This window comes from Glaciihabitans sp. INWT7, assembly GCF_014217685.1.
Classification (GTDB): domain Bacteria; phylum Actinomycetota; class Actinomycetes; order Actinomycetales; family Microbacteriaceae; genus Lacisediminihabitans.
On the sequence record NZ_CP043653.1, the window covers coordinates 2,607,819 to 2,618,851 of the forward strand.

At 67.5% G+C, this 11,033-nt stretch carries 11 protein-coding genes, 1 tRNA gene and 1 pseudogene; 5 read left to right on the top strand and 8 right to left on the bottom strand.

All coding sequences use genetic code 11. The features are described 5' to 3' along the window. Nucleotides 1-93 precede the first annotated feature (93 nt). The 3 genes and pseudogenes from F1C58_RS16990 to gndA form a co-directional block, all read left to right on the top strand. Nucleotides 94-378: pseudogene (locus F1C58_RS16990) on the top strand (NAD(P)-binding domain-containing protein); the annotation flags it as partial. Then, on the top strand, nucleotides 370-837 hold the full coding sequence (locus F1C58_RS16995) for an NAD(P)-dependent oxidoreductase (RefSeq protein ID WP_370543716.1): 468 nt from the start codon (nucleotides 370-372) through the stop codon (nucleotides 835-837). The pseudogene F1C58_RS16990 and the gene F1C58_RS16995, both read left to right, overlap by 9 nt. A 94-nt stretch (nucleotides 838-931) precedes the next feature. After that, complete coding sequence (gene gndA, locus F1C58_RS12590; protein WP_370543717.1) at nucleotides 932-2,335, top strand: NADP-dependent phosphogluconate dehydrogenase; 1,404 nt, start codon at nucleotides 932-934, stop codon at nucleotides 2,333-2,335. 60 nt (nucleotides 2,336-2,395) lie between these two features. Here gndA and F1C58_RS12595 read toward each other — a convergent pair whose 3' ends face one another. Continuing rightward, complete coding sequence (locus F1C58_RS12595; protein ID WP_185201432.1) at nucleotides 2,396-3,481, bottom strand: alpha/beta hydrolase fold domain-containing protein; 1,086 nt, start codon at nucleotides 3,479-3,481, stop codon at nucleotides 2,396-2,398. 89 nt (nucleotides 3,482-3,570) lie between these two features. On the opposite strand from F1C58_RS12595, the gene F1C58_RS12600 reads away from it, so the two are divergent. Continuing rightward, nucleotides 3,571-3,942: a hypothetical protein gene (locus tag F1C58_RS12600; RefSeq protein WP_185201433.1), complete on the top strand. Its 372-nt coding sequence runs from the start codon at nucleotides 3,571-3,573 to the stop codon at nucleotides 3,940-3,942. Here the strand turns inward: F1C58_RS12600 and F1C58_RS12605 are convergent. From F1C58_RS12605 to F1C58_RS12625, 5 genes are all read right to left on the bottom strand, one after another. Next, on the bottom strand, nucleotides 3,939-4,319 hold the full coding sequence (locus F1C58_RS12605) for an ACT domain-containing protein (RefSeq protein ID WP_255461099.1): 381 nt from the start codon (nucleotides 4,317-4,319) through the stop codon (nucleotides 3,939-3,941). The two genes, F1C58_RS12600 and F1C58_RS12605, sit on opposite strands and share 4 nt — an antisense overlap. Before the next feature lie 102 nt (nucleotides 4,320-4,421). Beyond that, nucleotides 4,422-6,128 carry a long-chain-fatty-acid--CoA ligase gene (locus F1C58_RS12610; RefSeq protein ID WP_185201435.1) on the bottom strand — a complete coding sequence of 569 codons (1,707 nt, stop codon included), beginning with the start codon at nucleotides 6,126-6,128 and terminating at the stop codon, nucleotides 4,422-4,424. A gap of 79 nt (nucleotides 6,129-6,207) precedes the next feature. Beyond that, nucleotides 6,208-7,185, bottom strand: a complete 978-nt coding sequence (locus tag F1C58_RS12615) for a ribose-phosphate diphosphokinase (protein WP_185201436.1) — start codon at nucleotides 7,183-7,185, stop codon at nucleotides 6,208-6,210. Nucleotides 7,186-7,241: 56 nt separating this feature from the next. Continuing rightward, nucleotides 7,242-8,666: a bifunctional UDP-N-acetylglucosamine diphosphorylase/glucosamine-1-phosphate N-acetyltransferase GlmU gene (gene glmU / locus F1C58_RS12620; RefSeq protein ID WP_185201437.1), complete on the bottom strand. Its 1,425-nt coding sequence runs from the start codon at nucleotides 8,664-8,666 to the stop codon at nucleotides 7,242-7,244. 59 nt (nucleotides 8,667-8,725) lie between these two features. Beyond that, nucleotides 8,726-8,797 (bottom strand) — tRNA-Gln (locus F1C58_RS12625). 201 nt (nucleotides 8,798-8,998) lie between these two features. On the opposite strand from F1C58_RS12625, the gene F1C58_RS12630 reads away from it, so the two are divergent. After that, a complete protein-coding gene (locus tag F1C58_RS12630; protein WP_185204142.1) occupies nucleotides 8,999-9,490 on the top strand; it encodes a MarR family winged helix-turn-helix transcriptional regulator in 492 nt (163 codons plus the stop codon). On the opposite strand, the gene F1C58_RS12635 is transcribed toward F1C58_RS12630, so the two are convergent. Together F1C58_RS12635 and F1C58_RS12640 are read right to left on the bottom strand one after the other, a co-directional pair. After that, nucleotides 9,487-10,212, bottom strand: a complete 726-nt coding sequence (locus tag F1C58_RS12635; RefSeq protein ID WP_255461100.1) for a lytic transglycosylase domain-containing protein — start codon at nucleotides 10,210-10,212, stop codon at nucleotides 9,487-9,489. The genes F1C58_RS12630 and F1C58_RS12635 overlap by 4 nt on opposite strands. 29 nt (nucleotides 10,213-10,241) lie before the next feature. Next, a complete protein-coding gene (locus tag F1C58_RS12640) occupies nucleotides 10,242-11,009 on the bottom strand; it encodes a phosphate ABC transporter ATP-binding protein (protein ID WP_219732078.1) in 768 nt (255 codons plus the stop codon). Nucleotides 11,010-11,033: the final 24 nt, after the last annotated feature.

Sequence of the window (11,033 nt, forward strand, 5' to 3'; positions counted from 1 at the left end):
GTCAAGAGTCAACCAAACCGGGGGCAGTCCCGATCCCTCCGCGTCACCGGGCGGTCTCGATATCGCGCCGCCGATGCCCTCGAGGCGGGAGCAGAGTGGGTAGCGACCCCCCGGCAACTCGCCGACGCCTGCTCGATCATCATCATCATGGTGCCCGACATGCCTCAGGTAGAAGAACTCCTGTTCGGCCGGGACGCGGTATCGAGCTCCGAATCGAGCGCCACCGTCGTGGTTTGTTCGTCGGTGTCGCCCATGGGAATCCGCGAGGTGGCAGAGCGCTTGTCCGTTGCCTCGAGCGGACGGATGAAGATCGTCGACGCACCGGTATCCGGCGGCACGGAGGGCGCCATCGCCGCAACCCTCTCGATCATGGTCGGGGGTGACAGTCACAGTTTTGATCAGGTGCGCCCGGTACTCTCGACCTTTGGCACGCCCGTGCATCTCGGGCCTCTCGGCTCCGGCGACATCGCCAAGGCATGCAACCAGTTGATCGTCGCGGCGACTATCTCGGCCATCGCAGAGGCCAGTGTCATCGCAGAGCGGTCCGGCCTGGATATCGCTGCGCTGCTCTCCCTCCTCGAGGGTGGATACGCCGGAAGTCGAGTGCTCGAGGCGAAGAAGCAATTGATCATCGACGGCGACTACAGACCGACGGGCATCGCTCGCTACATGGTCAAAGACCTCGGGTTCGCCGCGGCGGCAGCGTCAGCGACTGGCACGATGACTCCCGTTCTCGACGTGCTGCGGGGATCCTTCGATGGGCTGGTATCTGCCGGTCTGGGGGATCTCGATCTCGCGGTCATGCACCGTTACGTCCAGTCGCTGCCCCGCGACTGAAAGCTACTGTTGAGCTAACTGTTCGTTTTTCGCAAGGAGAGAGCCCGTGCCAGAGAATTCAGCCGCAAACATCGGAGTCGTCGGGCTCGCCGTCATGGGCAGCAACCTCGCCCGCAACCTCGCGAGCCGCGAGGGCAACACCGTCGCCGTCTTCAATCGCAGTCACGAGAAGACCGACACTCTGCTCTCCGAGCATCCCGAGGCGAACTTCATCGGCACCACGAACTACGCCGAGTTCGCGGCCGCCCTCTCCAAGCCCCGCGCCGCCATCGTGATGGTGCAGGCGGGTAAGGGCACGGATGCGGTCATCGACGAACTCGTCAAGGTCTTCGAACCCGGCGACATCATCGTCGACGGAGGCAACTCGCTCTTCACCGACACCATCCGCCGCGAGAAGGCCGTGCGCGAGACGGGCATCAACTTCGTGGGCGCCGGGATCTCGGGCGGCGAAGAGGGCGCCCTTCTCGGCCCCTCGATCATGCCCGGCGGGTCCGACGAGTCCTGGGTGACCCTCGGCCCGATCCTCGAGTCGATCGCCGCCGTCGTCGACGGCGAGCCCTGCGTCACGCACGTGGGCCACGACGGAGCCGGACACTTCGTCAAGATGATCCACAACGGCATCGAATACGCCGACATGCAGCTCATCGGCGAGGCCTACGACCTCATCCGCCGCGGCACCGGCAAGACCCCGGCCGAGATCGCCGACATCTTCGCCGAGTGGAACACCGGAGAGCTCGAGAGCTACCTCATCGAGATCACCGCCGAGGTGCTTCGCCAGGTGGATGCCGAGACCGGCAAGCCCCTCGTCGACGTGATCCTCGACCAGGCCGGATCGAAGGGCACCGGCGTCTGGACCGTGCAGACCGCGCTCGACCTCGGTATCCCCGTCTCCGGCATCGCCGAAGCCGTCTTCGCCCGATCCGTCTCGTCTAAGCCGGCCCAGCGTGCCGCGGCCGCGGAGCTGCCCGGACCGACGGCATCCCCCGTCGAAGACGTCGACGGCTTCATCGAGGGAGTTCGGCAGGCGCTCTACGCCTCGAAGGTGATCGCCTACAGCCAGGGTTTCGATGCGATCGTCGCCGGTGCGGAGCAGTACGACTGGGACATCAAGAAGGGCGAGATCGCCAAGATCTGGCGCGGCGGCTGCATCATCCGCGCCCGCTTCCTCAACCGCATCACGGAGGCCTACGCCGAAGATCCGACGCTGGTCTCGCTGGTGACCGCACCGTTCTTCACCGATGTGGTGGCGAAGGCGCAGGACTCCTGGCGCAACGTCGTGGCGGATGCCGCGCACGCGGGCATCCCCGCGCCCGTGTTCGCCTCCTCCCTCGCGTACTACGACAGCCTGCGCGCCGACCGACTCCCGGCCGCCCTCACCCAGGGCCAGCGGGACTTCTTCGGCGCACACACCTACAAGCGCGTCGACAAGGAGGGAACCTTCCACACGCTGTGGAGCGGCGACCGCTCCGAGATCGAGTCGGAAGGCAGCGCGCACTAGGTCGGGCGGCAGGTCGGCGGTGCGAGCCCGCGCCGTCGACGCTGCGGTGGGGGTCGGCGGCTACAGGCTGTGCGCGAAGTCGCGGACGTGCGCGACCGACTGCGCGTAGACATCCGGAAGCGCCGCCCGGAAGAGCCCGTCGCCGAAGTGGCACACACCGGCAACGGTGCGCTCCACCACGGTGACCCCCGCCTCGCGAAGAGTGCGCGCGTAGGCAAGCCCCTCGTCGCGGCACGGGTCGAGTTCATTGACCGAGATCGCGTGCGGTGGCAGTCCCCGCAGGTCGGAGACTGTCGCGAAATACGGCCAGGCGGGCGGGTTGTGACGGTTCGCCCGCCCGGGGTCGTAGAGATCCCTCAGGATGCTGTTGAGGGCGTTGCTCATGAAATAGCCGTCGTTCTCGGTGAGCGACGGCAGCTCGGCGGGATTGTCTTCCCCGAGCCATTCATAGAGCCCCGAGATATACGGCACCGAGGCGTAGACACCATCGACGACCCTGGCCCCCTCTCGACCGGCGCGGATGCAGGCGGCGAGGGCCAGATTCGCCCCACCCGAGTCACCCTGGAGCACCAGCGACGAGATTCCGAGCTCTGCACGATGGGCCGACACCCAGTGCGCCGCGGCCGCGACGTCGTCGAGGCCAGCGGGGAAGGGATGGTGCCCGGTCTCATCCGCCGCGTTCCGGAACCCGACTCCCACCACGACGAGGCCGGCGGCCGCGAGCTCGTCGCGCCACCGCGTGTACACGGAGTTGCCCCCACTGAGCATCACCATGCCGCCGCCGTGGACATGAAGGATGCCGGGCAGCGGCCCGGAGGCCTCCGCGGGCCGATGCTGCGAAAGAACGATCTCTCCTCCCTGAGGGCCCGGGATGACCCGGGTCGAGCGAACGACCCCTGTGACGGGCGGGAGCTGGGCCAGGAGCGCATCGAACAGGGACTCGAGGCGTGACTCCGCCCGTCGGCTGAAGGCGAGACGGGCTTCGAGCGGATCCTCCGGCGAGACGCGCGGTGGGGAGGTGCGTTCGCCGAGCCGGAACGGCGCCATGGCAGCGAGCATCCGCGGGTCTGAGCGAGGGTCGGTGGCGAGGGTGCTGTCGGGATCGCCGAGTCGCCCGGGCTCCGACGATGAGGATGGTGTCGGCATCGACGGGTCTCCAATTCGGTCTGCGGGGTCGATGCACGATACCGCGCGGGCTCCGCAATCGACCGGGAGCGTGACAAGATCGAACCGCCATGAACTACGACGACGAGCCCGAACTGGCCGGCTACGTGCCGACCGAGGGTACTCCGCGCCTGCGGAGGATGCGGTTCGTGCTGCGCATCGTGGTCGTGGTGGGCATCGCCTGCCTCGTGCTGCCCGGAATGCTGACGACGATGTCCGTAGCCGCCGCCACCGCACAGGAGGCCTGCAACGCCTGGGTCGCCTACGAGGCACCCGAGGCGACCGGGGCATCCGCCCGCTTCGAATTCTTCGGCACCGGCGGACCCGGCTGGCAGTGTTACACGGTCGGAGCCTTCGGCGGAGAGAAGAATGTCGCCTCGCTGGGGCTGATCCCGATCTCGCCGAAGATGTCGCCGGTGCCCCTTCCCGGCAAGAACGCCTAGTCTTCCTCGCGGGAGAGCTCGCGCAGCACGACCATCGCCTGTTCCGCCTGGTGACCGGGCACGAGCAGGTGGTCGTGGTGGAATCCGGCGAGCACATTGTTGCTGATGCCCGCCTCGGCGAGCGCCACCGAGATGGTGGCCGTGAGCCCCACGGTCTCGAGCGAGGAGTGGGCGGTGAGGGTGATCCAGCGCGCAACGAAGTCGTACGGCAGGAACTCCGCGTCGGCATCGCGGCGCCGCAGCACCACGGTGGTTCCTTCCAGTTCGACGATCGTCGCCATGGCGTTCAACCGCGAGGCGCGATCCGGTTGCACCGAGACGAACACGAACTCGCCGGGATGGAGCCGCGGCTCGAGCGAACGGAGGATGGTGGGCACATGGGTTGTCCCCCATGACGACGCCCTGTGTGATCCGGCCATCCCAGCACCATATCCCGTCGGAACGAGGCGCCGAACCACGACCGGTCTACCGGAGCGCCCCTATCGCGCCTGCAACCGCTCGCGCACTTCGCGCCGGATCACCTTGCCGATCAGGGACTTCGGCAGTTCCTCGACCGCGACGACACGTCGGGGCACTTTGTACCCGGCGAGGTTCGGTCGCACGAAGTCGCGCAGGCCCTGCTCGTCGAGTTCGGCGCCCGGCGCGAGTACGACAGCGGCCACCACCTCCTCGCCGCTGTGGTCGCTCGGCAGGCCGACCACAGCGACATCCGCGACCGAGGGATGCGACCGCAGGGCGTCTTCGACCTCGCTCGGCGCCACGTTGAAACCCCCGGTGATGATGAGCTCCTTGATGCGATCGACGATGCTCACGAAGCCGTCCGCATCGATCGTGACGATGTCACCGGTACGGAACCACGGGCCGGCCTCGTCACCGTCAGCTGCGGGCACGAAGACCTCCGCGGTCTCCTCGGCCCTCTTCCAGTAGCCGGAGAACACCTGCGGTCCGCGCACGATCAGCTCGCCCTCATCGCCAGCGGCCCGGTCCACCGCGGGGTTCTCGGGATCGACGACCCTCACCTCCGTGTTCGGCAGCGGCAGTCCGACCGTGCCCGCGCGGCGGGTCGGGCCCACCGGGTTGGCCATGAGCACCGGGCTCGTCTCGGAAAGCCCGTAGCCCTCGACGAGGTATCCCCCGGTGCGCTTCTCCCACGGCTCGACGACGGATGCAGAGAGCGGCATGGCACCGGAGATCGCGATCTCGATCCCCTTCAGCGACACTCCCGCCTCGTCCGCCGCGGCGGTGAGCCGCTCGTAGATCGGAGGGACCGCGGGAAGGAACGTGGCCGGGTGCTTCTTCACGACCGCGAGCACCAGCTCCGGATCGAACTTGGGAAAGAGCACCAGTCTCGACCCCATGCTCATCGCGAAGGTGAGGCAGAGGGTGAGCCCGTAGGCGTGGAACATGGGGAGCACCGCGTAGACGACCGCGGTTCCGCGGTGGACCGTCGGCACCCAGGCGCGGGACTGGGCGGCGTTGGTCGCGAGATTGAGATGGGTGAGGGTGGCCCCCTTCGGCGAGCCGGTCGTGCCGCTCGTGTACTGGATGAGCGCGACATCCACGGCCGTCGGCCGGAAGATGTGGCCGTCGACCGTCGGGTGATCGAGGAGCTTGTGCCACGGCACGGTGCCTCGAACCGTGGTGGTCAGCGCGGCGCGCGATGCGCGGGCCCGCGCGATCGGCAGCCTCAGCAACGCGCGCGTGCCGAAGGGCATCGCCCGGGTGACGTCGATCGACACGATCGACTCGACCGCGACATCCGCCGGAAACTGCTGCACGGTCTCGACGACGTTGTTCCACACGATGGCGACCTTTGCGCCGTGGTCTTCGAACTGGTGCCGCAGCTCACGAGGGGTGTACAGCGGGTTGTGTTCCACGACGATCGCGCCGAGGCGCAGAACCGCGTAGAAGGCCACGACGTGTTGCGGGCAGTTGGGCAGAACCAGCGCGACCGTGTCGCCCTTCTGCACCCCGAGCAGGCGAAGGCCCTCCGCGGCACGCAGGATCTGTTCGCCGAGCTCCGCATAGGTCGTGGTCGCGCCGAAGAACTCCAGGGCGATGTTGTCGCCGAACTCGCTCACCGAGGCTTCGACGAGGTCGAACAGCGACCCGGTCGGCAGCTCGATCTCGTGAGGAACGCCTTCGGCATAACTGGAGAGCCACGGTCGCGGGGTGGTGATCGTCATGGGCTCAACTCTACGAGAGCCGACGGAAGTGATCAGGCCGCCCGGATGTCGTCGGTCCGTCCTCCGGCACGGGCTGGGGTCAGGCCGCGCCGTCGAACATCGAGGTGACCGATCCGTCGCTGAATACCTCGTGGATCGCGCTCGCGATGAGCGGCGCAATCGGCAGGACGGTGAGGGTGGGGAAGCGCTTCTCCTCTGGAATCGGCAGGGTGTCGGTGACGACGACGGAGTCGATGAAATCGCTCTGCAGGATCTCGGACGCCGGGGGCGAGAACACCGCATGCGTCGCAGCGACGACGACATTGGTCGCGCCGGCGAGCTTGAGCGCCTCCGCGGCCTTCACGATCGTGCCGCCGGTGTCGATCATGTCGTCCACGATCAGGCAGGTACGGCCGTTGACGTATCCGACGATCTCGTGAACCGTCACCTTGTTGGGCACCAAGGGATCGCGACGCTTGTGGATGATGGCCAGCGGCGCTCCGAGCTTGTCACTCCAGATGTCGGCGACCCGCACGCGGCCCATGTCGGGCGAGACGACGGTGAGGGTGGCGGGGTCGAGGCGTTCCTGGAAGTACTTGAGCAGCACCGGCATGGCGAAGAGGTGGTCGACCGGGCCGTCGAAGAAGCCCTGGATCTGGGCGGCATGAAGGTCGACACTCATGATGCGGTCGGCGCCCGCGGCCTTGAACAGATCGGCGACCAGTCGGGCGGAGATCGGCTCGCGACCGCGGCCCTTCTTGTCCTGCCGGGCGTAGGGATAGAAGGGCGCGACGACGGTGATGCGCTTGGCAGAGGCCCGCTTCAGCGCGTCCACCATGATGAGCTGCTCCATGAGCCACTCGTTGATCGGATAGGTGTGGGACTGGATGACGAAGGCATCGCATCCGCGTACGCTCTCGTCGTAGCGTGCATAGATCTCGCCGTTGGCGAAGGTGCGGGCATCGGTGTGCACGAGTTCGGTCTCCAGCTCCGCGGCGACGTCGATCGCGAGCTGCGGATGCGCCCGCCCCGTCACGAGGACCAATCGCTTCTTGCCACTGGCGGTGATCTCGGCCACGGATCCTGCTCTCTCGTTGAATTGACTTCTGTGACGCGGTGCCGATATCGACGCGATCAGACCTCGGAGTCGGCCTCCGCAGCCGCTTTTGCGGCCGCCGTGCCTGCCCGATTCTGCTCGACCCAGCGTTCTACATTGCGCTGGGGAGCCACGGTCATCGCGAGAGCTCCGGCCGGCACATCCTTGCGCACGATCGTTCCCGCTCCGGTCTTGGCCCCGTCACCGATTCTAACCGGGGCGACGAAGACGTTGTGCGAGCCGGAATGCACGTGGGACCCGATCTCGGTGCGGTGCTTGACCAGATCGTCGTAGTTGGCCGTGATGGCACCGGCCCCGAGATTGGTGCCTTCGCCGATCGTCGTGTCGCCGACGTAGCTCAGGTGGGGCACCTTCGAACCCCGGCCGATCGTCGAGTTCTTCGTCTCGACGAAGGTGCCGATCTTGCCGCGCTCACCAAGGTAGGTACCCGGTCGCAGATAGGCGAAAGGGCCGACTGTCGCGTCCGCTCCGATCACCGCGAGGGTGGCATCCGCCCGCTTCACCACCGCGTTCTCCCCGACCTCGCAGTCGACGAGGGTGGTGTCCGGTCCGATGATCGCGCCGCGCTCGATAGCCGTCGCGCCCTTGAGCTGAGTGCCGGGCAGGATCTCCACGTCCTCTGCGATGCTCGTGGCCAGGTCGATCCAGGTGGTCGCGGGATCCTGGATGGTCACCCCGCTCAACTGCCACCCCCGGACGATGCGGGCATTCAGCTCTGCCGCGGCGGCGCCGAGCTGGGCGCGATCGTTGATGCCGGCGACCAGCCAGTGGTCGGTGACCGGAACCGCTTCGATGCGGCCGCCGGTTGCGCGGATGCCGGCTGCGGCATCCGTGAGGTACTTCTCGTTCTGGGCGTTGTCCGTGCCGATGCGCGCCAGGGCATCCCGCAGCGCGGAGGCGTCGAAGACGTACACGCCGGCGTTGACCTCGGTGATCTCCCGCTGTTGCTCGGTGGCATCCTTCTGCTCGACGATGGACTCGAATGCCCCCTCGCCATCCCGCACAATGCGCCCGGCGCCGGTCGGGTCGGCGAAGTAGGCACTGAGCAGCGTGAGCGCGTTTCCAGCGAGGGCGTGGGTCTCGATGAGCGCGTGAACGGTAGCCGCATCGAGCAGGGGGACGTCGGCACTCAGAACGACGACCGAGCCGACGAAGTCCGAGGGGAGTCCGGCGAGCCCGAGCTCCACGGCACGGCCGGTGCCTGGCGCTTCGTCCTGGTCGACGATGATCGCCTGCGGAACGTGCTCGGTGATCACGGCCGCGACGGCATCCCGCTCGTGCCGCACGACGGCGACGATGTGGGCTGCCCCGAGCTCCTCGGCCGTCGCGAGCACGTGGGAGACCATCGGGATTCCGGCGAGCGGGTGCAGCACCTTCGGCAGTGAGGACTTCATTCGGGTGCCCTGCCCCGCTGCGAGGATGATGATCGCGATGTCGGACATGGTGGGGCTCCCTCGCTTGGCGGTGGTCGAGCAGCGCGCTCTCGCGCGTATCGAGACCGCTCCGCCTCCAGGATTCGAACCTGGACCGAACAGCTCCAAAGGCTGTCGTGCTGCCGTTACACTAAGGCGGAATTCCGATCGCACCGCTGAACGGCCGACCGCGACAATTCTGCCAGATGCTCCCCCGCTTCCGTGTCGCTGGCCCTCGCCTGCCCCATGCTCCCGTCGTGGCTTCGGTATCCCCGGTGCGAGAACTCGCGCCGGAGGCCCCCTCCGTCGCGCTCGATCCGGTGGGCCGCGCGGCCGATTGCCCCGACCGCGATAATGGACGGATGCCCGAACACGACGAAGTCGACCGAATCGTGGGCGCGTGGGTGCGCGAACGTCCCGACCTCGACTTCGCGCCCCTCCAGGTACTCTCCCGCGTTGGCCGGCTGGCGCGCCACCTCGACCGGGCGCGCCGCACCGCCTTCACGGCATCCGGTCTCGAATCATGGGAGTTCGACGTGCTCTCGGCCCTTCGCCGAGCGGGTTCCCCGTACCAGTTGAGCCCCAAGGCGTTGCTGCAACAGACCCTCGTTTCGAGTGGCACGATGACGAACCGCATCGACCGGCTCGTGACCCGGGCGCTCGTGGAGCGCCGCACCGACCCGCACGACGGTCGCGGCATCCTCGTCACCATGACCGCCGATGGACGTCAGCGTGTTGACACTGCCATCAGTACGCTGCTCGTCTCGGAGAATGAGCTTCTCGACGGGCTCTCTGCCGGGGACCAGGAACGGCTTGCTGCGCTCCTGCGCAAGCTCAGCCTCGACTTCGACTAGAGGGAGTTGGCCGCCCGCGCCACGTCGTCGACGTAGCGCTCCGAGTGGTTGTACGACAGCACAGCCCGACGCCAGCCGTCGACTGTCGACAGGTCGCCGGCGTGGCATAGGTAGTGCGCGGCGGCGAGAGCGGCATCCGCGATCTGGTTGGGATCTTGCTTGCCGTCCCCGTTGCCGTCGGCGCCCCACCTGCGCCACGTCTCGGGGATGAACTGGAACGGACCGACGGCGTGGTCCCAGACGGTGTCGCCGTCCCACGCTCCCCCGTCGGAGTCGTGGATGCCCGCAAACGCACCTCCGTCGAGCGCCGGCCCGAGGATCGGCACGCTCGGGTAGCCGTCGTCGCTCAGCACCGCACCGCCGTCGCGCCCGTCATCCGACTCGAGGTGGCCGATGGCCGCGAGCGTGTTCCAGCCGAGGTGACAGCCCGGCGATTGCTCGGCCAGCACGGATGCCGCCCCCGCGTAGGCGGCGAGAGCGGTGCGCGGGATGCCGGTCCGCAGCGATACCGTGTCGAGCCAGGTTGGGTCGATGCGGGCGCTGATGGGGAGTGCCGGCGGGACGGCGGGTGTGGCGACCGGGGGCTCTGGCGACGCGGTCGGCTCAGGCGCGACATCCTCCCGAGCGTAACGTTCCGTCGCCGGTCGTTGGTGCACGGAGGACGACCACACAGCGGCACCCCAGCCCACGAGGGCCAGGAGTGCAATGCACTGCAAAACCACGAGTGCACCTCGCGACGACGACACTCCCGCTATCCGAACCGGCCGTTGACGTAGTCGAAAGTGCGCGAATCGGTCGGGCTGCTGAACATCACTTCGGTGTCACCGTGCTCGACGATGCCTCCGGGCGTACCCTGCGCCGCGAGGAAGAATGCGCAATTATCCGACACCCGCTGGGCCTGCTGCATGTTGTGGGTGACGATGACGATCGTGACCTCGTGCGCGAGCTCGAGCATGGTCTCCTCGATCACGCGGGTGGACGTGGGGTCGAGTGCCGAGCACGGTTCGTCCATCAGGAGCACCTTCGGCCGCACGGCGAGCGACCGGGCGATGCAGAGCCGTTGCTGCTGGCCGCCGGAGAGACCGCCGCCGGGCTGACGCAGACGATCGCGCACCTCTTTCCAGAGGCCGGCCTTGATGAGGCTCTGTTCGACGAGTGCGTCCTTGGAGTCGCGCCCCGCCCGGATACCGGTGAGCTTGAGTCCGGCCACCACGTTGTCATAGATCGACATCGCGGGGAACGGGTTGGGCTTTTGGAAGACCATTCCGATATCGCGACGTGCGTCGGTGAGACGGCGCTTTGCTGCATAGATGTCCTCGCCGTCGAGCAGCACCTCGCCCGCGAGCGAGGCAGAGGGGATCATCTCGTGCATGCGGTTGAGGATGCGAAGGAAGGTCGACTTGCCGCAACCGGACGGCCCGATCAGCGCGGTGATCTTTCCTGCCTTCATGGTGAGGGACACCCGATCCAGCACTTTGTGGTCGCCGAACCACGCCGAGATCGATCGAGCCTCCAACATGGTCAGTTCTCGGCCCCCCGCTGC

What these genes read in the sequence shown, in the direction of transcription:
- F1C58_RS16995 (WP_370543716.1), top strand. Translation starts at nt 370, where the DNA reads ATGGTCGGGGGTGACAGTCACAGTTTTGATCAGGTGCGCCCGGTACTC.
- gndA (WP_370543717.1), top strand. Translation starts at nt 932, where the DNA reads ATGGGCAGCAACCTCGCCCGCAACCTCGCGAGCCGCGAGGGCAACACC.
- glmU (WP_185201437.1), bottom strand. Translation starts at nt 8,666, where the DNA reads ATGTCCGACATCGCGATCATCATCCTCGCAGCGGGGCAGGGCACCCGA.
- F1C58_RS12595 (WP_185201432.1), bottom strand. Translation starts at nt 3,481, where the DNA reads ATGCCGACACCATCCTCATCGTCGGAGCCCGGGCGACTCGGCGATCCC.
- F1C58_RS12640 (WP_219732078.1), bottom strand. Translation starts at nt 11,009, where the DNA reads ATGTTGGAGGCTCGATCGATCTCGGCGTGGTTCGGCGACCACAAAGTG.
- F1C58_RS12610 (WP_185201435.1), bottom strand. Translation starts at nt 6,128, where the DNA reads ATGACGATCACCACCCCGCGACCGTGGCTCTCCAGTTATGCCGAAGGC.
- F1C58_RS12630 (WP_185204142.1), top strand. Translation starts at nt 8,999, where the DNA reads ATGCCCGAACACGACGAAGTCGACCGAATCGTGGGCGCGTGGGTGCGC.
- F1C58_RS12600 (WP_185201433.1), top strand. Translation starts at nt 3,571, where the DNA reads ATGAACTACGACGACGAGCCCGAACTGGCCGGCTACGTGCCGACCGAG.